Origin of the sequence: Pedobacter steynii, from assembly GCF_900103665.1 — a bacterium.
Taxonomy (GTDB): Bacteria; Bacteroidota; Bacteroidia; order Sphingobacteriales; family Sphingobacteriaceae; genus Pedobacter; species Pedobacter steynii.
The window spans coordinates 74,203-96,605 of sequence record NZ_FNGY01000015.1; the positions used below are offsets into that span (position 1 = coordinate 74,203).

The 22,403-nt window shown below is 44.2% G+C and carries 12 protein-coding genes; 11 read left to right on the forward strand and 1 reads right to left on the reverse strand.

Going from position 1 to position 22,403, the window contains the following annotated elements; all coding sequences use genetic code 11:
• Positions 1-117 precede the first annotated feature (117 nt).
• The gene (locus BLQ87_RS30205) at positions 118-651 is read left to right on the forward strand and encodes a hypothetical protein (RefSeq protein WP_074612632.1); all 534 of its coding nucleotides are present in this window, start codon (positions 118-120) and stop codon (positions 649-651) included.
• 9 nt (positions 652-660) lie between these two features.
• Here BLQ87_RS30205 and BLQ87_RS30210 read toward each other — a convergent pair whose 3' ends face one another.
• Positions 661-1,350, reverse strand: coding sequence for a zinc metallopeptidase (locus BLQ87_RS30210; RefSeq protein WP_245723961.1), 690 nt, complete (start codon positions 1,348-1,350; stop codon positions 661-663).
• Positions 1,351-1,575: 225 nt separating this feature from the next.
• On the opposite strand from BLQ87_RS30210, the gene BLQ87_RS30215 reads away from it, so the two are divergent.
• From BLQ87_RS30215 to BLQ87_RS30260, 10 genes are all read left to right on the forward strand, one after another.
• Positions 1,576-3,963 carry a TonB-dependent receptor gene (locus BLQ87_RS30215; RefSeq protein ID WP_074612634.1) on the forward strand — a complete coding sequence of 796 codons (2,388 nt, stop codon included), beginning with the start codon at positions 1,576-1,578 and terminating at the stop codon, positions 3,961-3,963.
• Positions 3,964-4,125: 162 nt separating this feature from the next.
• Complete coding sequence (locus BLQ87_RS30220) at positions 4,126-4,656, forward strand: ORF6N domain-containing protein (RefSeq protein WP_245723962.1); 531 nt, start codon at positions 4,126-4,128, stop codon at positions 4,654-4,656.
• A 91-nt stretch (positions 4,657-4,747) separates the two neighbouring features.
• Positions 4,748-5,719: an alpha/beta fold hydrolase gene (locus tag BLQ87_RS30225; RefSeq protein WP_083362133.1), complete on the forward strand. Its 972-nt coding sequence runs from the start codon at positions 4,748-4,750 to the stop codon at positions 5,717-5,719.
• 49 nt (positions 5,720-5,768) lie between these two features.
• Positions 5,769-6,692 carry a tail fiber protein gene (locus tag BLQ87_RS30230; RefSeq protein WP_074612637.1) on the forward strand — a complete coding sequence of 308 codons (924 nt, stop codon included), beginning with the start codon at positions 5,769-5,771 and terminating at the stop codon, positions 6,690-6,692.
• A 502-nt stretch (positions 6,693-7,194) separates the two neighbouring features.
• Positions 7,195-8,550: a PAS domain S-box protein gene (locus BLQ87_RS30235; protein WP_074612638.1), complete on the forward strand. Its 1,356-nt coding sequence runs from the start codon at positions 7,195-7,197 to the stop codon at positions 8,548-8,550.
• Positions 8,551-8,626: 76 nt separating this feature from the next.
• On the forward strand, positions 8,627-8,860 hold the full coding sequence (locus BLQ87_RS30240; protein ID WP_216857884.1) for a helix-turn-helix transcriptional regulator: 234 nt from the start codon (positions 8,627-8,629) through the stop codon (positions 8,858-8,860).
• Between the two features lie 11 nt (positions 8,861-8,871).
• On the forward strand, positions 8,872-10,062 hold the full coding sequence (gene porV / locus BLQ87_RS30245) for a type IX secretion system outer membrane channel protein PorV (protein ID WP_074612639.1): 1,191 nt from the start codon (positions 8,872-8,874) through the stop codon (positions 10,060-10,062).
• A gap of 390 nt (positions 10,063-10,452) precedes the next feature.
• Positions 10,453-10,959, forward strand: a complete 507-nt coding sequence (locus BLQ87_RS30250) for a DUF4402 domain-containing protein (protein ID WP_074612640.1) — start codon at positions 10,453-10,455, stop codon at positions 10,957-10,959.
• A gap of 14 nt (positions 10,960-10,973) precedes the next feature.
• The gene (locus BLQ87_RS30255) at positions 10,974-11,825 is read left to right on the forward strand and encodes a fimbrial biogenesis chaperone (RefSeq protein WP_083362134.1); all 852 of its coding nucleotides are present in this window, start codon (positions 10,974-10,976) and stop codon (positions 11,823-11,825) included.
• Positions 11,826-11,875: 50 nt separating this feature from the next.
• Complete coding sequence (locus tag BLQ87_RS30260) at positions 11,876-22,402, forward strand: fibronectin type III domain-containing protein (protein WP_074612641.1); 10,527 nt, start codon at positions 11,876-11,878, stop codon at positions 22,400-22,402.
• Position 22,403: the final 1 nt, after the last annotated feature.

Here is a 22,403-nt window from a genome sequence, read left to right on the forward strand (position 1 = left end):
ATTAAGTTAATTCTGCCAGAGAAAAGTAGATTATATGCGTATTTACTCAGTTGAACCAGCCAGACCTTTATAATAAATTTACAGCCTGAGTTTTTTTAGAACTGTCAGTCCAACAAATTGAAAAATTATCCTACAAAAATAAGTATCGCTGCGCTAGACAAAGAGGTTAAAATAAAGTCATTTGCTCAGTTTTCATCGGTTACCCGGAACGACGAATTGGTGGCTTTTGCTCAAAAAGCGAACTTTTCATGGCCAGTGATCATCATGGGTGCACTCTCCATCATATTCTATTTCGTTGATGGCAGCATGTTAGCGCTGTTTTCATTCAATATGTTTCTGCTTCTGTTGATCTTTATTTGGAACTATAAGTACAACTTTCTCAAAAAACCTTTGTTGCGCATCGGAAAAGCCGGAATTACCTATCGGAATTCTTGTTATGCCTGGGAAGACATACAAGGTTTGATTTGTGCAGAAGAGTTCGATGAAGACCGAAGGTTGTTCAATTCCATCTACATCAAGCTGAGCTACAACAATTCTTTAAAAAAAATAGACATCAGCGGACTGTCTAAACCTGCGGAAGAAGTGATTCATTACATCAGTTCATTCCAGGGAATGCTGGAACCGGAAAAAGTGCAGGAACTAAAGTTCTAAAGGTCACAATTAAGACCGGTCCCGGCTGTTGAAAAACAGGAGCAAGTAATACAATAGCGTCGCTATTGAGCTAATGGCCGCCACTACATAGGTCCTTGCCGCCCATTTTAGCGCATCAGCAGCCTTATCATGCTCGGATCGGGTAGTGATCTGGTTATCCTCCAGCCATTTTAAGGCGCGGTTACTGGCATCATATTCAACCGGAAGTGTGATGATGCTAAACAGGGTAGTCACTGCAAACAGGCAGATTCCAGCAAGCAGGATCGTAGGATTTGACTTGCCGAATAAAAATCCAAGGCCGGCCAATATCACCCATTGCGAAAGCTGGGTACTAATATTCACCAAAGGAACGATTTTACTACGAAAGCTCAGCATGGTATAAGCTGTTGCATGTTGAACCGCATGGCCACACTCATGAGCTGCAACAGCAGCAGCAGCGATACTTCTCCCGGCAAAAACATCCGGGCTAAGATTTACGGTTTTATCCTGAGGATTATAATGATCACTTAAATGGCCGGGCACAGAAATGACCTGTACGTCCCGAATGCCATGATCGGACAGCATTTGAAGGGCAATTTCCTGCCCGCTCATTCCATTGCTGAGGCCAATCTCGCTGTATTCCTTAAATTTACTTTTTAATCGTCCGCTAACAATAAGTCCTATCACAAACATCACACCTGCGATAAGGTAATAACCCATCAGTCCCATTTGTTTAATGCTTTTTTGTAAAACAATCCAGGAACGAATTGGTTCTTGATTTAAGAATTTCCTGAAGGAGGACGCATAAAATCAAGGAATTGAACTTCAAAATATCATCGCTCATATGATGCACTGAATAGGCGCACACCTTAATTAGATTAATTATAAATAATACTTCTATATTTGTCGCTGTATTTTTTACACGAACTCATATTTACAATATAGATGAAATCTTTACGCATTATTCTGGTCACCTTATTTACATTCACTTACCTCAGTTCTTTTGCCCAGTCTTCGGGAGGTATCTCTGGCAAAATCACACTTTTCGACGGACAAGCCTACGGCTCTGCTTCAGTTACTTTACTGGAGACAAAGAAAACAACCCTTACAGATGAACAGGGGAAATATGCTTTCAGTAATCTGAATCCGGGAAGCTATACTGTAAGAATCCAGATTCTTGGTGCAGCTCAAAAAGACATAAAAATCAACGTGCTTGCCGGACAAACAGCAATGGCGGATTATCAGCTCAGCAGGGAAAACGTACTCGCTTTGCAGGAAGTGACGATTGCAGGAACGGTAAACCGGTTTTCAAAAAAAGAAAGCGTTTACATCGCGAGGTTACCCTTGAAAAACCTGGAAAATCCGCAGGTGTATTCTTCCATTCCAAAAGAACTGATTCAGGAGCAAATGGCCACAGATCTTGGGAGCATCGCTAAAAATGTTCCGGGTGCAGGTGTGCCGATGATTGCCAACCAGGGCAGGGTTACTTTTCGTTCCAGAGGTTTTGATACCGAACCCAATGCACGCAATGGGGTAGCAGGGGCGGCGTTCTCTTCCATAGATCCGGCAAATATCGAGCGCGTGGAAGTGATCAAAGGACCTTCTACCACTTTGTTTGGAACGAACATCGCGAGCAGTTATGGCGGGTTGTACAACCGTGTAACGAAGAAACCTTACAATGGTTTCGGCGGCGAGGTGAGCTATTTTGGCGGAAGCTGGAACTTTAACCGCATCGCAGTAGACATCAATACACCGGTGAACGCGGATAAAACCGTATTGTTTCGTTTAAATGGGGCAACGAGCTTTGAAAAGAGTTTTCAGGACCAGGGTTTTACCAACAGTGTAAGTGTAGCGCCAAGCTTCTCTTATCAGGTAACAGACCGTTTATCTTTATTGTTTGATGTAGAATTTGGTCAGGCGAAGGGAACTTCAGTCGTTCGTTTTAACCCTTTTGTGAGTCCAACGGTAGCATCTGAAAAATCGATTGTAGATTTACAGTTTCCTTATAAAAAGACCTTTATAGGCAACGATTTACCTTATCAGACCCAAATGCTGAACATCTTTGCCCAGGCAAATTACAAGATGTCGGAAAGCTGGACTTCACAGACCATCATTTCCCGTGCCCGTTCTTCGATCAATGGTTATATCACTGCATTAAGAGGAACAACGGAAACGAAAATCAGTCCTCAGATCATTACCGGCCATACAGCATTTATCGCCACAAACCTACAGCAGAACTTTATCGGAGATTTCAAAGTTGCAAAACTGCGCAACCGCCTGGTGGTAGGATTGGATTACTACAACAATGCCAATGATTTTGACCGGGTAACTGTAAACTTTCCTGCGGTAGATTTTGTCAATACGCCTGCAACTTACAGGATAAGCCGCTTTAAAGTGGATTCACTAACGAGTAAAGGTGCACTTAGGAGAGAAAGCAATGGCGATAATGCCTATTCTGCTTATGCTTCTGACGTGATCAACATTACCGATCGCTTCCTGGCAATGTTGAGCCTTCGGGTAAATCATTTCCGGAATCAAGGAGTGTATGACATCAATAGTGGACAGACTTCAGGGGGATTGAGCGCCGCAGGACTGCAGACAGGGCCTTATAAACAAACCTCCTTGTCACAGAAATTCGGATTGGTTTATGAGCTTTCCAAAGACCATGTTTCCTTATTTGGTAACTACATGAGTGGCTTTTTCAATAAAAGCGGCATAACGGCCACCGGTGCTGCTGTTAAACCGGAACAAGCCAATCAGCTGGAACTTGGGCTTAAAGGTGATGTGTTCAACCATAAATTGGTGGGAACGATCAGTTACTATGACATCAAGGTTAAAGACGTTTTACGTAATGATCCTAACGATCCAACGAACGCTTATCAGATTCAGGATGGAACCCAGCTGAGCAGAGGGGTAGAGGTAGAATTAACCGCGAATCCTTTTGAAGGCGTCAACCTGGTAGCAGGATATGCCTATAACGATAGTAAGCTCACCAAATCAAATACCAGTACGAATGGCTTACGCCCGGGTTTATCTGGACCTGCACATTCCCTAAACTTCTGGGCAAGTTACCGAGTTCCTTATGGCCAGTTGCAAGGTCTGGGATTAGGATTTGGTGGTAATTATGGAAGTTCATCCTACCATACCAATACGGCGACCACAAAAATTACGATTCCTGCCTATACCATGCTGGATGCGAGCATTTTCTACGATCAGCCAAAATACCGTGTTGGCTTTAAAGTAGACAACCTGACTAGTGAAAAAGCATGGTCGGTAAGACTAACACCTCAGGCACCGGCCAGATTTATCGGCTCGGTTACCTTGAAATTCTAAGCTGAAACATCCATTAACGGATGAGGAGATCAAGGCAATCGTTGCGTTTACGGCAAGTGGAGCACCATATGGAGCGACCGAAATTGCCGGAATAAGGATTTTAGACAGAAATTAGCCATCTAATAATAACCAATATAAATCAATACCTGAATATATTCGTACATGAGTACGTTGAAAAGTGTTGGTATACCCGATGAGGTCGTGATGAGTAAAATCTATTTGATCCGCGATCAAAAAGTTATGCTGGATGAAGATCTGGCTGGGTTATACGGCGTGGAAACCCGCCGGTTGAACGAGCAGGTGAAACGTAATAGGGAGCGTTTTCCGGAAGACTTTATGTTTACTTTGACTGATGAGGAGTTTTCATACTTGATGTCGCAAAATGCGACATCAAGTTGGGGAGGAAGAAGAAAGCTTCCCAATGCTTTTACAGAACACGGAGTACTTATGTTATCCAGCGTACTGAATAGTCCGCAATCTATTGAGGTTAATATTCAGATCATGCGTATCTATATCCGGATACGTGAAATGTTACTGGCTCATAAAGATGTATTCCTGCGTGTTGAACAGGTTGAAAAGCACCTGATGAAACATGATCGGAAGATTGAGCTTCTTTTTACTTATCTCAGCAAGTTCATTGAAAAGGAAGAGGAGCCCAGAACAGAAATAGGCTTTAAACGCAAAGGAAAATGAAGTCCTACAAATTGAATAAATATGGAAACTTATATCTACTTCTGGTATTATTTACATAAATTTCCGGTCAGGTAATTAACCATAAGTAAATATGAAACAATTAATGGCCACTATTCTCTTTGTTCTTTCAATGTCAATAGGAAAAGCGGAATTGGTAAATAAAAAAGGAGCAGTTAAGATCGATACCACAGCAGTAGTTAAAATAGGTGGGATAAAACAATTTATAAAGCTCCAGGGTGTAGACGAAACAAAGCCGTTATTACTGTTTCTTCATGGTGGTCCGGGCACTTCACTCATTCCGGTTGCCGATAAATTTACGGATAAACTTAAAGAGAATTTTGTGGTGGTCCAATGGGACCAGAGAGAAGTTGGTGAGACTTTAAAATTAAACCATTCCACAGAAGCGCTATCTCTAGGCTTATTACAGAAAGATACCTATGAAGTCGTAAAGTACCTGCTGCAAAGGTTTAAACATAAAAAGCTGTTCCTGGTTTCTCATTCTTTTGGCTCAATGCTAGGGTTCGATATCGCAGAAAAACATCCCGAACTATTGTATGCTTTTATCCCGATCAGCGCGATCGTAGATCAAAAGAAAAATGCCACATTAACGATGGAGATGCTCGTCAAATGGGCAGGAGAAACAAAGAACGAAACAGCTATAAAGGAACTGACCCAAGTAAATTTACCTTTTGAAAAAGAGGACGATCTATTCTATTCTCAAAAATGGCTGTTTATTCATAATGGTGTTGATTTTGCAAAAGAAGATGGCTTTAAAACAAAGTATCATGAATGGTTGGCGGTCTGGTTTCCAATGTGGAAGAACTCAGTAACCAGTAATCTTTTCAAAACCTTACCTGTATTAAAATGCCCTGTTTACTTTATTGAAGGAATCGGAGACCAGCAGAAGTCCCATTACATTGTGGAAGATTATTATAAGTTTCTGAAAGCACCAAAGAAAGAACTGTTTTGGTTTGAAAAATCGGGACATACCGTTTTCAATAGTGAACCAGAGAAGTTGCAACAGGTAATTATTGAGAAGATATTACCGGCGGCGTTGAAATAGCTATACACTGGAAAAATATTTCATAACAAACAAATAAAATTTAATAGATATGCTTAAGAAAATAACGCTACTTTTCCTGGTATTGTTCGCTTTAAAGAGTGACGCACAGAATTATAATAACATCTTAAATTATGCCATAAGCGGCTACCCTACTAATGGAGTGAAGATTAAAACCAATATGCCCTTTGCTCCGGGATTACACATGCCAACAATTAACATCAATGGCTATAGCTATGGGGCTAAAGGCTCAATCAATTTAACAATAGTATATTATATTTACAGTAATCCGGCCGACTTTAATAATCCTGCAAACTATTATTTTCACGAACCCTATGTGTCCAGTTCCGGCGGTTCAACCCCTGTGGTTAACCTATCCAATGAAGGTGGTAAGGTGGTAATCTATATCAATGATAAAAGTTATTACCAAAGATTCACAGTAAGTGCTTACTCGATGGGAATGAGTGACTCACCTACCTGGTTTCAGGGTTGGACAACTGCAGACGAACCTTTAACGGGGACAAAAACTGTTGAGGTACCTTATAAAAATAGTTTTAAAGGAGATGTTTATCTATCCGGAAATGGAATCTGGAACAAGGAGGGGAATGTCGGTATTGGGACTAATGTCCCTAAGGAGAGACTTTCTGTAAATGGAAACATCCGGGCACGTGAAGTTAAAGTAGAATCAGGTAATTGGCCTGACTATGTGTTTAAAAAGGATTATAACGTTCTGTCTCTAAATGAGATAGAAAATCACATTCAAGAAAAGGGGCATTTGCCTGGGATCCCTTCTGCAAAAGAAGTGAAAGAGAAAGGGCTTGATCTTGGAGAGATGAATGCTAAATTACTTGAAAAGATCGAAGAACTAACCCTATATCTGATTAAAGAAAATAAACTGAATATCGAAAATCAAAGAAAGCTAATGGAACAGGAAGAGAAAATCCAGGTTCTGATGAAAAAAATAGAAAAACCCTGAGCGATGGGGCAGAGGTACAGATCTCGGGGAAAGGAAGAAACCCCCAACACTACAAATTCTGCCGCAGTGATAAAGTGCTTATTAGACGGCATCATCTGATGCCGTCATTTATTCATTTCTTATTTCGTCGCTTTTTTAGGCGCTTTAGCTGCAGCAACTGGTGCTACTTCGTTTGTTGCAAGAACATTAGCTTTTTTTTGTGCTTCTTTCTTTTGTTTTCTAGGTACTCTCATAATTCTGATTTATTTAAAATATTCGTTTCTTGTCAAAGGTTGTCATTATATCATTGATATTTTTTTTTATTTCGGGTATTGGCCTGTTCTTAATGAGTTTTCTGTCGGCTAGACGCTGAAATTAATATACTGTGCCCTATGTCCCGATCCAAGATTGAGTTTAAATGCTGTCGTATAGCATAAAACCGATTGTTTTCCTAGATAAAATCATAATCAAAACAAAAGGCAAACCTATATTGTTTAATCTTATGTATTAAATACTAAACAAAATGACAACTAATCCTGATCAATTGTTGGAGTTGAGTTTCGAAGCACAGCTGCAGAACTATAAACGCAAAATTTCAAATATACTGGAGAGTTTCACGGATGCGTTTTTTGAATTAGATACCGAATGGGTGGTCACCTATTGGAATAAGGAAGCAGAACGTCTGCTGCAAAAACCTAGAAAAGAGATTATTGGCAAAAATATCTGGGAAGTTTATAAGGAAGCAATTCCACTGAAATTTTATACAGAATACCATCGTGCGGTATCAGAAAATATTGCTGTGCGTTTTCAGGAGTACTTTGAGCCCTTTCAAATGTGGATAGAAGTGGCTGCATTTCCCTCAGGCGAAGGCTTATCTGTTTATTTTAAAGACATCACGGCGCATAAACTGGCGGCAGAACAGCTGGAAAAGGAAAAACAAAGGTACATCGATCTGTTTAACCTGAGCCCGCTTCCGCAATGGGTATATGATTTGGAGACTTTAGCATTTTTAAATGTAAATGAAGCTGCGATAAAGCATTATGGGTACAGCAAAGCTGAGTTTCTGCAAATGACGATCAATGACATCAGACCTAAAGAAGATTTGGACAGACTCCGGGCTATTTTTGCAAACAACATCAATATAGGCTGCAGCAACCAGGCTGCTGTGCGGCATTGCAAAAAGAATGGCGAATTAATTTATGTAACTGTTGAGGGCAATTCCGTTTGGTTTGAAGACAAGCAAGCCCGTTTGGTATTAGTCATTGACCTTACGGAGCACATTAAAGCAGAACAGGCATTGGCGGCGAGTGAACAAAGATTTAAGGCTATGGTTCAGGATGGATCTGATTTAATCGCAGTCATTGATCAGGGCGGTACCTATAAATATGTTAGTCCTACTTCTTTCCGGATATTAGGGATTAGAGCCACTGACCTGATCGGGAAGAATGCCTTTGAATTTATTCATCCCGATGACAGGCAGGGGACGGTCAGCGATTTTCGGCATTTGAAATATCAGAAGCAAGTGGAACTCCTCCCATTCCGGTTTAAAAATGCAAAAGGCGAGTACCGGTGGATAGAAACCATCATTACCAATATGATCGACGATCCTGCAATTGAAGGAATTATCTGTAATTCCAGAGACATTACCGAACGTATTGAAAGCCGGATAAAAATGGAAGAAAGCATCAGCCGTTTAAAAGAGATCGCATGGATACAGTCGCATGAGATCCGGGCTCCGCTGGCGAGAATCATGGGATTGGTGGATTTATTAGAAGGATTTTCTGCAAAAAGTGATAAAAAAGACTGCATAAAACACCTGAAAACCTCTTCTCAGGAACTGGATATTGCCATCAGGGCCATCATGCAGAATATCGTTTAATGTGTTCACTTTATTCATTATCGGGAAAAACTTGTGATGCTCATACAGATAAATGCTGATGTATATATATTTGGTCATGAGAAGTTTTATGATGAAGAATCGCATACGGCTCTATCGAAAAGAAAAAGGGCTCACCCAAGCAGATTTTGCGAAGATACTTCAATTAACACCGTATAAATTCCGTAGCTTGGAAAGTGGCAGGGTATTGCCCTCTCAGGAATTGGCAATAAAAATTGCAAAAATACTGGAGGTTGCCATCGATATGGCCTTCTTTATAGAAGAAAATCCGGGCAGTAAAAGAATAAGCTAATTTTCAAAGTTATGAATGTCAGGCCTTTAATTGTTATTCTTGGACTGTGTTTGGGTGTAAATCCTGCAACAGTAGCGTTAAGGGCACAAGTGAATCCCCAGGTTCAGACCAATGGAGGGAACGCATCAAATGTGATTACAGCTGTTCCCTTTTTATTGATCGTTCCGGACGCAAGGACAGGAGGGATGGGGGATGCTGGTGTGGCCATTTTACCGGATGTGAACAGCGTAGCGGTTAATCCATCAAAATTAGCGTTCCTGGAACCTAAATATAGCGTTTCGGCCTCCTATAGTCCCTGGTTGAACAGTTTAAAGGCAGACATTAACCTGGCCTACCTTAGTGGACATTACAGAGTAAGCGACCAGAATACGTTGGCGGCTTCATTGCGGTATTTTTCGGTTGGCAAAGTGCAATTGTTTGATAATAACCAACAGGATCTGGGATTCTATAGTCCAAATGAATTTGCGTTCGACTTTTCATTCTCCAGAAAATTCGGTGAAACCTTCTCTCTCGGAACTGCGGTCAGGTATATCCGCTCGAACCTATCTTCCGGAAATTTCTCTTCCAGTCAGAATAGCAAGGCAGGAAATGCCCTGGCGGTGGATGCCTCGGCTTACCTTCGGAAACCAACCCAATTTTTGGGTAAAGATGCATTGCTGGCTTTTGGCTTGAATATTTCCAATATTGGTACAAAAATGAGCTATAATGATAATATAGATAAGCTTTTTCTGCCTACCAATCTGAAACTGGGATCGGCTGCTACCTTTTTTCTGGACGATAGAAACGAACTGACGTTTGCACTGGACCTCAATAAACTCCTGGTGCCCACGCAACCCACCTACGACAGTAACGGACAAATTATAAAAGGGAAAGATCCCAACATTTCTGTACCGGCCGGAATTTTCGGTTCTTTTGCCGATGCACCAGGCGGGTTTAATGAAGAATTAAGAGAGCTGAGTCTGGCTGGCGGCTTAGAATACACTTATAACAAACAACTGGCCTTGCGCTGTGGTTATTTTTATGAACATCCTGATAAAGGAGATCGCCGCTATTTTACACTTGGAGGTGGATTTACCTATCAGTCTGTTCAGATCAATCTGGCTTATATGATCGCAGAAACAAAAAATAGCCCGCTGTCAAATACCCTGAGGTTTAGCCTGATTTTTACTCCCGGTACGCTTTTAAAAGAGGAGCGTAAATAGCGAAAAGTTTAAGCATATATCATAAATATTAAACAAAATAGAAGCATAGCCGTATCCTAATCAGAAGTTTAAAAACATACAGAAATTTTGCTATAAGCATCTTACTGTGGATAATTATTTTCAATGAATGAAATTAGTCTATGAATGAATGAAATAAAAGTTTTAATATTTTATTTTAGAAAAAATAATTTGAAATGTTAAGAACATTATGTGTTAATATTAACGTATATTAGTATAAATAGGATATCAAATACCACAGAGTGCCGCTACTGTCCCCAATTTTGAAATGATTCTTTCTCCGCTCTGAACAATAAGAAATAAAAAATCAGCGAAAGCATATTTGCCTGCTGATGATGTTAATGTGTAACAGTTCACCAAATATAAAGTATCATGAAAAAGTTAATTATCTCTGCGGGCATCTGCTTTTCAGCCCTTTTTATCGTTTCTTCTGCATTCGCGCAAGCTTCAGCCACCGCAGACGCATCGGCAACCATCGTTACGCCAATCAGTATTTCTAAAACTGCAGACATGAATTTTGGGAATGTAGCCACCAATGGGGCAGTGGGCACCGTAATCCTGGCTCCGGCGGGTACAAGGACCTTTAGTGGAGGCGTTACCTTACCTGCAACCACTGGTACTGTTACGGCAGCCTCTTTTACCGTTTCCGGTTCAGGATCTTATACCTATGCGATTACTTTACCTACTTCAGTAACGATTACAAGTGGTACAGACAATATGACCGTGAATACATTTACCAGTACGCCAAGTACAACAGGTGCACTGACTGCTGGTTCGCAAGTGATTAAAGTAGGTGCAACATTGAATTTAGTAGCCTCACAGGCAGAAGGAGCCTATACTTCGGCAACCCCTTTTACGGTTACTGTAAATTATAACTAAGCTTAATTATACCTATGGTTAGGAAAGCCGGAACTCAATTCATAATAGCCGTTGTCATTTGTATTGCAGGACAGTTGTGTTTCCTGTCCGCAGTTAAAGCTCAGGGAGACCTGGTAATTATACCAAGAAGGGTGACATTTGAAGGTTCAAAAAGAACACAGGAACTCAATGTTGCAAATACGGGGAGGGATACTGCCAAATACCTGATTTCTGTGCTTCAGTACAGAATGTTGGAAAATGGTAATTTTGAGGCCATCGAGACCCCTGATTCAGGGCAGAATTTTGCGGATAAAAATTTTAGATTTTTCCCCAGAAGTGTGGTCCTTGGACCAAATGAATCTCAGACCGTAAAGGTACAGGTGATGAATACTTCCGAATTAAAAGCGGGAGAATACCGATCTCACCTGTATTTCAGAGCCGTGGCCAATCCAAAACCCGCGGAAGATAAGAAGGAAGTCAGATTTGCAAAGACCATGACGGTACACCTGGTTCCTACCTTTGGAATTGCCATTCCGGTGATCATCAGGGTAGGTGCGGCAAAGGCGGCAGTGGTACTCCAGAAACCCGAATTTGAGACCAGCCCCGAAGGGGTTCCGAGAGTCCGGCTGAGTTTTACCCGTTCCGGGAATGCTTCAATATATGGCGATTTGCAGGTCAACTATATTTCTGAACAGGGAAAATCGACACAGGTAGGATTGGCAAGAGGTTTTGCCATCTATACACCCAACCCAAGTCGTGTTTTTACACTTAATCTTAACCAAAGCACTGCTATAAATTATAACAAAGGAAAGCTACAGGTACTTTATACCACTTCTTCTGACAAAAAATCGGTAACGATCACAGAATCAACGATCAGTTTGCAGTAAACCGCCACTGAACCCCGATTCTCTGCATTTGCCTTAAACGCGCTCAGAAAATGAAAAAAAATATACTTTATAAAGGTGTAATCACCTGTTTGTTGCTTATTTTTCTCAGTTTTCAGTTAAGTGCTCAGTCTGTAACCAATTATACTTTTGCAGGTACAACCGGAACGTTTACGGCGCTAAGTACGCCAAACGCAACTACCTGGACAGGCTCTACAGATGATGGGGTTTCTGCACTGATTCCTATAGGATTTGATTTCTGGTATATGGGCACCCGGTATACCAACGTTTCCGCCAGTACCAACGGCTGGATTGCAATGGGGAGTGTTCCTACAGATTTCGTATACACGAACAGTCTTGCTACGGGAGGTTCGCCCAGACCGGTAATTGCACCTTTGTGGGATGACCTTGACATCGTTTCCACAGCCAATGTGACCTACAAAACCTCCGGAACAGCGGGCTCCAGGATTTTTACGGTGCAATACCTCAATGTGAAATGGAATTACCTTGCCTTAGGTGCGGTATGTTCCTTTCAGGTCAACTTTTATGAAAGCAGTGGTAAAATAGAATATGTTTACCGGTCGGACCTGACGATCGCGCTTTCTCCTTCTGCATCCATAGGTCTGACGGCCACGGCAACCGGTTCGGGCAACTACCTGTCGGTAAATAATGCCGGAACAAGTACCAGTTCTACTTCAGAAGCCAGTATCACAACAAAAAGAGTCAGCGGAAGGACCTATACCTTTACGCCACCAATTCCTGTGGCACCGGGCAGTCTTAGCTTTTCGGCGATAGGAAACCTGACCATGACCCTGAACTGGACTGACCTTTCCACAAACGAGCGGGGATTTGTCATTTATCGCTCTGTAGACGGAACCAATTATTCTTTTGTGACCCAGCTTGCCGCCGGGGCAACAAGTTCCGTCCAATCAGGATTAACTACAGGAACAACTTATTATTGGCGGGTCTATGCCATCACTGAAGGAGGTTTGAGTACCGCTCTCAGTGGTACTCAGGCAACGAGCTGCAATGGACCTGTCATTTCTCAAATGCCTTCAGGCCTGCTTTCCTATTATAAGTTTGAAGGAAATGCAAACGATGCTGCCGCAAATAATGCAGGTGCATTTCAGGGGGGAACCCCGACACAGACATCAGATCGCTACGGAATTACCAATAAAGCATATACCTTCAACGGAACAAGCAATTACATTTCCACAACCAATGCTTATGTGAGTCCGAATACTTTCAGTACCTCGGTCTGGTTTAAAACCAGTACCACTGTGGGAGGGGTGTTGACGGGCTTTTCTACGCTCCAGACGGGTACCGGGGGCAGCCGGGACCGGGTGGTTTATATGACGGCTACCGGAGTGCTTTATTTCGGAGTGGCACCGGGCTCGGTGAAAAAATATGTCAGTACTGTTGCCTCCTATAATGATGGCAACTGGCACATGGCAACGGCTACGCTGGGTGCAAGCGGAATGAAATTATATGTGGATGCCACACTCGTGGCCAGTGATGCCACGGTAATCTCCGGAGAAACGAGTACAGGGTATTGGAGAATTGGCCATAATGATATTGCCACCTGGCCATCAGATCCTGCCAGCGACTTTTTCCAGGGAACACTGGACGATGCGGTGATCTATCAAAGGGAACTAAGCGCCGCCGAAATAGGAGTGTTGTATAATTCGGCGGATGGTGCCGGCAGCAATGCTCCGGTATGTGCCGGATCTTCGTTAAACCTGACCGCAACTACGGTTTCCGGAGCCACTTATGCCTGGACGGGTCCTAATGGTTTCAGTTCTTCTTTACAAAATCCGAGCATTAGCTATACCGCGGCTTATGCCGGTACGTATACCTTACAGGTCACGATACCAGGTTGTGTTACACCTTCAGTAGCTTATGTAATTGTGACTTCTACAAGTACTTCCGGACAATGGACGGGAAATGTAAGTACCGATTGGGCAACCGCCGGAAACTGGTGTAATGGGGTGATCCCAACTTCAACTACCGATGTAATCATTACCTCAGGAGCCACAAGGATGCCAAATATCAGCACGAGTGTGAGCAGCCGGAGCCTGACGATTAACAGTGGTGCAACAGTAACGCTTGCCGGAGCCGGAACTTTAAATATTGCAGGAACACTGACCAATAACGGAACATTTACCAATACCGGAACAGTTAATTTTAACGGTACAAGCGGGCAGCAGACCTTCTCGGGATTAAGCTCATTTTATAATTTAACGCTAAACAACAGTGCAGGCCTGCTCTTGCCTGCAGCCATTACGATCAATAACAACCTGACCATCTCGGCGGGAACACTGAATGCCAATAATTTTAACCTGACCGTTACGGGCAACTGGATCAACAATGTGAGCAGTACCGCATTTACAGCAGGAACAGGAACGGTGACTTTTAACAGCAGCAGTGCCCAGAGCATTGGCGGAACAGCAAGCACTACGTTCAATGATTTAAATATCCTCAATACAGGAAATACGGTCAGCCTGGGCATCAACGAAATCATCTCCGGAAACCTCTCTGTAACGACGGGCACTTTAGACCTTGGCGCTTTTACGGCCAACCGCGCTACTGCAGGCGGAATTCTTACGGTGTCCAATAATGCCACCCTGAAGATCGGTGGGACGAATACTTATCCGACAAATTACAGCACGAACACACTGGTGCTGGCAAGTACGGTAGAATATTCAGGAACCAGTCAGACGATAGGGAATCAAAGCTATGGAAACTTAAAACTGAGCAGTTCCTCCGGAGCGGCGGTTAAAACATTTCCGGCAACAGCAATGACGATACTGGGAAATCTGAGTAGTATTCAGGGTGCCGGAACCTCAGTTAGTTTTACGGCAGCTGCAACGCTGACTGTAAATGGAAATGTTTCCATTGGTGCTGCCACAACCTTTAATGGTGGGAGTTTTACCCAGAATGTCGGGGGAAACTGGGCAAATGCAGGCATCTTTAACGGAAATACCGGAACGGTTGTTTTTACCGGGGCGGGAACTACCGTAAGTGGTGCAGGTACGCAAAACTTTAATAACCTCAGCATTGCGGCGGCGATGGTTGCCTTTTCTGCGGAAGGCTTGAGCTTAACGGGAAATTTAGCGACTACCGGAGCAGGATCTTTTACACAGGCTTCAGGGGGAACTTTAACCATGAGCGGAACCGGTACAACGATTAGCGGAACCGACATCTCACCAGACAACCTGAGCATTACAGGGACGGTAACTACCACTTCATCTATGATCATTACCGGAAACCTTACCGTGGCTGGCAGCTTGATTGCGAGTGCCGGAACGATCACCATGAGCGGGACAACCAAGACAATTTCGGGAGCGGGAACCAAAACTTTTTACCTGATGTCGGTAACCGGAACGGTCAGTACGGCGGTTAGTTTTAACATCTCCTCCGGACTTAGTGTGTATGGAAGCCTGACGGCATCGGCCGGAACAGCAACCTTTACCGGAACGTCCACACTGAGCGGAACCGCAAACTTATTCAATACTACGATTAATGGCACCTCATTACAGTTGTCGGCAAATGCTGTCCTCGGTGTAGCGGGAGCACTGACGTTAACTGCAGGAACCTTAAACGTAAGTTCTGCGCCCAATACGGTCAATTTTAACGGATCGGGTGCGCAGAGCATTAATGCGATTACTTATAGCAACCTGAGCTTTTCTACCGGGGGAAATAAAACCGCAGCTGGCGCAGTGACGGTGAATAACGACATCACGATTGGTACAGGAACAACTTTTATCTCGGGAACCTTTACCCATTCTGTGTATAACAACTGGGTCAATAATGGCAGCTTCACTGCCGGATCGGGCACGGTGCAGCTTGTGGGAACGCAGAATGCGACCATCAGCGGCGCAACGACATTTAATATACTGACCATCAACAATTCCGCGTCGACAGTAACCATTACCTTATTGAGTAATGTTTCTGTTGCCACGCTGAACATGACCCTGGGAACACTACTCACCGGCGCAAATACGGTTACCATTACGACCACCAGAACGGGGAATGGAATTATCATGGGTACGATTACCAGAAACCACTCTTTTGCTGCACTAACCGCTTATGCTTTTGAAGGACCCAACAACCTGGTTACTTTTACACTTCCACTTGGTGTAAACAGTGTCACAGTCGTGGTGGCTTCTGCTCCTGCAAGTGATTTCCCTTTTGGCAGCTCGATCAGCAGGTTATATACAGTCACCGTTCCCTCCGGCACTTATGTAGGGGCAACGATGCGCTTCCATTATGAAGATGCTGAGCTGAACGGGAACAGTGAATCTGCTATGACCATTTGGCATTATAATGGCAGCTCCTGGAGTTCCAGCGGAAAGAGTGGCAATAGCACAACGAATAATTATGTAGAACAGACGCTGATATTAGACATCACGAACAGATGGACACTCTCTGCGACTACAAATGTGGTGCAGTGGAATGGAAGTGTCAGTTCCGACTGGAATACGGTGGCCAACTGGACGGTTACCCAGGGCTCGGCATCAAGACCTCCGGCAGCAACGGATGTGGTTAATCTTGGGACGGTTACCTTTACAAATCAGCCTATAATCAATACTGCTGTTACGGTGAAAAACATCAACTTTGGCAGTGCCAAGGCGGTAACACTCTCTATGGCCTCAGGCGGATCGCTGAGTTCCGGCGACATCAGGGGCACCTGGTCTGCAAATGCAACGCATACCATTGACGCCGCAAGTCAGGCGATCACGGTAAACGGTGATTTAATCCTGAGTGATGGAACAACCGGGCATGCCATTAACCTGAGTATCGGATCAGGAAGTATCAGTGTCGGACATGATTTAACGGAAAGTGGGGGAGCCAACATTACCTTCAGCGCTGCAGGAAACCTGAGTGTTGGCGGGGATTTTAATTATTTGAGCGGTGTCTTTACGCCCGGAACAGGAACGGTTACTTATTCGGGTACAACAAACCAGGCTTTGGGTATTGTAAACTACAACCACCTCACGATCAATAATACGGGAGCAGCCATCATAGCCGGGAGTCCGCTTACGGTAAATGGAAATTTAACAGTAAGCAGTGGTGAATTTGACAACAATGCGGTCATGACCATTCTCGGAAATGTAAGTATCGCCGCTTCTGCAACACTTCAGAACAACAGCACCTTAATGATCGGTGGAAACTGGACCAATGCCGGGACGTATAATTCCGCGACCTCCGGAACAAGTGTTATTTTTAACGGGACGGGAACACAGTCGATTTCGGCAAGTACCTTCAATAATCTGGAGATCAATAAACCTGTAGGCTCATTAGCGGTGCTCACCGGAGATGTAACGCTGAAGGGAAATCTAACCGGAACCTCAGGCACATTGGATATTAAATCTTTCTTCTTTAACAGGGACGTAGTTGGAGGTACAGCCAACATTGCCGATGCAGGAACACTGATTATAGGAGCAGACAATGCGCCTAATAAATTTGCGAATTATATTCTGGGAACGAATAGTACCGTTGTATTTAACGGCCTGAGTACCCAGCACCTCTTACTGCCGGGACTGGTATACGGGAACATCACTTTTAGCAATGCAGGGCTTAAATCTTTGCTGACGCCGGTTTCGATAAAAGGAACATTAACGATAGACAACGGAGCGACATTCGACGGGGGGGCAAACACCATTACCTTAAATGGAAACTGGCTCAATAACGGAACATTTACGCCATCTACAAGCACGGTCATTTTTACCGGAACCACTAAAAACATTACCGGCAATACGACCTTCAACAAGGTCACCGTTCCGGGAAGTTACACGATTATTAACGATGTCATTTTCAATGGATTACTGAACATCACCAGTACAGGAAGTTTAAGTGGCGGATCAACGATCTATACGACCATGAACGGGGATCTGATCAATAGCGGGACCTTATATACCTTAGGCACGACCACCTTTACCGGAAATGTGGTTCAGACCGTGAACCTGATCAATGCAGTGACCACGGTGGCGATGACGGTGAACTTTAACGGAACGGTCTCACCGGTATTAAATTCTACTTCTGTACCTCAGTTCGGCTTTTTGAACATCAACAATACAGGAGGTGTATTCCCCAGCGTGGGATGGAATGTGCAGTTTACTTTTACAGTCGGAACAGGTGCTATTTTTGGCGGAGGAACACCTACACATAACTTCCTGGGCTCGGTAACGAACAATGGCACGATGTCAAGTGCCGGAACGCTTAATTTTATTCCTGCTACAGCAGCAACACTTAACCTGGGGACAACTTTTTCCAGCACAGGAACGGTGGCGTTTGGTGGAGCAGGAGCGGTAACTATGGCCGGAACTCCCGGAAGTATTAACAATGTATTGATTTCCAATACCAATGCGGCCGGGATTAGCCCTTCTTCCAACTGGACGCTAACCAATATGCTGACGGTCAATAGCGGCGCTATTTTGAACGCAGGTACAAGGTCTTATGGAATTGCCGGAAATATCGTCAACAATGGGACCATCAATGCGGGCTCCTCTACCTTTACCCTCAATGGAAGCAGTATTCAGGATGTTTATTCTCCTTCGGCATTTTATAAACTGACCTTAAATAATAGTGGGGGAACGGTAAGCATCTCTTCAAATGTGACGGTAAATGATGCCCTGACCTTTACCCTTGGAAAAATACAAACGGGTTCATTTATCGTTATCCAGCCTGCCTCAGGATCAGTTAGCGACGCCGCACAGGTAACGGGTTGGGTAAATGGAAACTATCGTAAAAACATAGCTATCGGCATAACAAATAAGGTTTTTGAAATTGGAAACGCCTCGAATTACCTTCCGGTTACCCTGGCCTTTACCAATGTGAGTACTGCCGGGGACCTGACTGTAGCCACCAATGCCGGAGACCATCCGAGCATTGGAAACTCCATGATCAATGCGACAAAAAGTGTAAACCGGTACTGGACCATGAACAACAGCGGAATTGCCTTTACCTCTGTAAATGTGACCTTTAATTACCTGGCAGCTGATGTGGATGGAGGAGCGAATACCAGCGCTTTTGTATTGGGAGGGTATAACAGTGGTTCCTGGGTATATCCCATGGTGGGCACGCTTACCGCAACAAGCCTGATGGCCTCTGGTTTAACCGCCTTTGGTGATTTCCAGATCGGAGAAATGACGATTTATATCAAAACATGGGATGGTGGGGCAGGAACCGCCAATTGGGGAGATGCCGCAAACTGGAATACCGATGGTGTACCTTCGGTTAACGATAATGTGGAGCTTACCGGGCCTTTCATCATTAACATCAATGTAGCAGCGGTTACAAAAGATTTATTGCTGAGTGCTCCGGGGCTGGTGCTGACCACCACTGCAGGAAATACATTGTCGGTTTCGGGCAATATGACACTCGTCGACGGGACATTTAATACAGCCGCAGCCTTTCCAACAGTGACCGGGGTAATCGACGTATCCAGAGGTACGGTTGGCTTTACAGGAACAGGTTCTCAAACGATTCCTGCCTATAATTATTACAACCTGAGCAGCAGCGGAACAGGAGCAAGGGTATTGGCAGGAACGGGAACTATTGGCATCGCCAATACCTTTAGCCCGGGAAGCAATGCCTATACCGTCACCGGAAGTACGGTCGATTACAATGGTCCTGCCGCGCAAACAGTGGCCGCCTCTGTTTACAACCACCTGAACCTGAGTAACGGAGGTTTAAAATCCTTCTCATCCGGCATTACCGGCATCGCCGGGGTGCTAACGGTTGCGCTACCCGCTACAGCGGATGCGGTTGCAAATTCGGGGACGATCAGCTATAACGGCACTGCGGCCCAGACGGTACGCTCCATGAATTATTACAATCTGGACGGGGCAAATTCGGCCGGTCTGACCTTACTGGATGCCAACCTGAGCAATAACCTGACGGTGAGTAGTGGAACAATGAGCATCGGCAACAGCAGTACAGTACAGAAAATTATTGTAAATGGAAACCTGAGCGTTTCCAGCGGGGCAACGTTAGCGGTTTCGACGGCCTCCGATGCCACACATTTACTAACACTGGGCGGAAATGTAGTCAATAGCGGAACCTTTAACCTGCGCCCGGATGCAAATAGCCTTTGTAATGTGATTTTTAATAAGGATGGTAATCAAACGATTTCCGGAGCTGGCGTAACGACCTCTTTCAATACCATCACAACAAATCTTGGATCAGTAAACACCAATTATGTGGCGGTAACGGCCTCCGGATTTTCTGCGCCTAATGGTTTTCTGACCCTAAACAATGGGTCATTTAACCTGAATAATGCCGCATTAACCATTACTCCATTCCTGGCAGACATCACGGATGGCAATTATTTGATTCCTGCTGCTGCCGGACTATGGGTAAATGCCGGAACCATCAATTCTGCGGATATGAACTGGACGATTGCAGGATTGATTAAGGTAACAGGCGGAACAATGAATATCGGAACACTGGCCAATAACCAGGCAATTCCTTTGGATGGGGCACATTTTACAGTGACTGCCGGGAACCTTAATTTTGCATCGTCGGTTGGTCATCCTGCCGCTGCATGGCAGTATGAAATGCAGGGAGGGCAGACTACGATAAATACAACAGGAAGTACCACAGCAGGGCTTTCGCCTTTCCATATGGATGCCGCAGGCGCGGCCTTTAGTATGTCGGCCGGAACTTTACTGATCCAGAATTCCGGAGGTAGTGGTGGTCAAAATCTGGCCTATAATAACCAGAGTACAACCGGAACAGGTTTTACCGGAGGAACCCTGCAGTTGGGAAATGGATCAACAGCTGCGGCAACAACGATGAACATCAGTGCCCTGAATCCCGTTTATAATTTAACGATAGGAAGCAGTAATGTAACTGTTCCCCTGCAATCTTCAACACTTACGGTGTCCAACAATGTGACCGTTACTGCAGGAACTTTAAACGTAAATACAGGGACTTTAAAAATAGGTGGAAATATCAGCAATAGCGGAAGTTTTATCGCGAGTAGCGGAATGATTGAAATGAATGGTTCAGCAGCCCAAAGTATTCCCGCTGCTGCTTTTACAGGAAACCTGATTAAGAACCTCAAGATCAATAATGCTGCAGGAGTGAACCTCGGTGGAGCACTAAGCCTGACAGATATTCTGCTCGTCAGTAACGGACAGTTTAGCTCGGGAGGAAACCTGACTTTAGTTTCTTCGGCAACTCAAACGGCCCTGATCGATGGGACTGGCCTGGGCTCCGTATCGGGAAATATCACAATGGAACGACACCTCATCAGCGGTTTCGGCTATAAATATTTTAGTCCGCCTGTACAGAATGCCACGGTAAACAGTTTCGCTTCCACCGTAGACCTGAACGCGACTTTCCCGAATTTCTACAACTATATAGAGGATAAAGTGAGCAGTGGTTTCACTTCCTATACCAATCCTGCAAATCCACTGTATCCTTTAGCGGGCTATGCGGCTGATTTTGGTGCGGCTATGGTTCAGAAAACGGTAAGTATGACTGGCCTGGCGAACAACGGATCTCTTTCTGCAACCCTGTACAACCACAACCAGCTGTACACCAAAGGTTTTAATCTCGTAGGAAATCCTTATCCTTCACCCATCAATTGGGACGCTTCTTCGGGATTAACGAGGACAAATATCGACAATGCAATCTATTTCTTCAATTCAGGTACGGTTAGCCAATACACTGGTGCTTACAGCACTTATATCAACGGAGTTTCCAGTGATGGGATTGCAGGGCCGGTGATTGCTTCGATGCAGGGCTTCTTCGTCCACGTGACAGATGGCAGCTATCCGGTTACCGGAACGCTGGCCATGAACAACAATGTAAGGGTAAATGACCTTTCGCCTGTATTCCATAAATCTATGGCCCTGCGGATGGATGCCTCTTTAGCTGTGCCCCGCATGTTGCTGAGGTTGAGTGCCGGTTTCTCAGACCATAGCAATGCTGCGGATCCGATGGTACTCTATTCAAATTCAGGCGCAAGAAAAACATTTGATAAAGAGCGGGATGCCATTAAGCTGATGAACATAGATGAGCAGTTGCCGAACCTGTATGCGATTGGAAACGATGCTTCAAAATTAGTGATCAAAGCATTGGAAGGGGTGGACAGCACAACGGTTATCCCACTGGGGATAGAAACGCAGCGGGATGGAAATGTGATTTTTGATCTCCGGAACCTGGAAAACTGGCCTGCCGGACTAAACCTTTACCTAAAAGATGCTTTAACCGGCACCAATCACGACCTGCAGCGAAATCCGGTATATACGGTAAATCTTAAAAAAGGAGTGGTCGAAAACCGCTTCTCACTGCGTGTGGTTGCATCGAATGAGGTGACTGGAACCAATGGTGATGTTTATGCCATATTCGGCTCCAATGGTGCATTGTTTTTAAGAATTAAACTGATGGATGAACTACCTGGTTATTTAATGATCAGTAACACTTTAGGTCAGGTCATCTCACGTAAAAAAATAGATGGAAACGGTGTCTATCAGCTGGATCAGCTGAACCCCAATATCGTTTACCTCGTTAGCTTTATAACTTCAAAAGGAACACATACGACGAAAGTGCAAATCACGGGAAAATGAG

Bases quoted from the DNA above. Each gene is read 5' to 3' on its own strand.
- BLQ87_RS30220 (WP_245723962.1), top strand. From the start codon at position 4,126: ATGAGTACGTTGAAAAGTGTTGGTATACCCGATGAGGTCGTGATGAGT.
- BLQ87_RS30225 (WP_083362133.1), top strand. From the start codon at position 4,748: ATGAAACAATTAATGGCCACTATTCTCTTTGTTCTTTCAATGTCAATA.
- BLQ87_RS30230 (WP_074612637.1), top strand. From the start codon at position 5,769: ATGCTTAAGAAAATAACGCTACTTTTCCTGGTATTGTTCGCTTTAAAG.
- BLQ87_RS30260 (WP_074612641.1), top strand. From the start codon at position 11,876: ATGAAAAAAAATATACTTTATAAAGGTGTAATCACCTGTTTGTTGCTT.
- BLQ87_RS30250 (WP_074612640.1), top strand. From the start codon at position 10,453: ATGAAAAAGTTAATTATCTCTGCGGGCATCTGCTTTTCAGCCCTTTTT.
- BLQ87_RS30235 (WP_074612638.1), top strand. From the start codon at position 7,195: ATGACAACTAATCCTGATCAATTGTTGGAGTTGAGTTTCGAAGCACAG.
- BLQ87_RS30255 (WP_083362134.1), top strand. From the start codon at position 10,974: ATGGTTAGGAAAGCCGGAACTCAATTCATAATAGCCGTTGTCATTTGT.
- BLQ87_RS30240 (WP_216857884.1), top strand. From the start codon at position 8,627: ATGAGAAGTTTTATGATGAAGAATCGCATACGGCTCTATCGAAAAGAA.
- BLQ87_RS30215 (WP_074612634.1), top strand. From the start codon at position 1,576: ATGAAATCTTTACGCATTATTCTGGTCACCTTATTTACATTCACTTAC.
- porV (WP_074612639.1), top strand. From the start codon at position 8,872: ATGAATGTCAGGCCTTTAATTGTTATTCTTGGACTGTGTTTGGGTGTA.
- BLQ87_RS30210 (WP_245723961.1), bottom strand. From the start codon at position 1,350: ATGGGTTATTACCTTATCGCAGGTGTGATGTTTGTGATAGGACTTATT.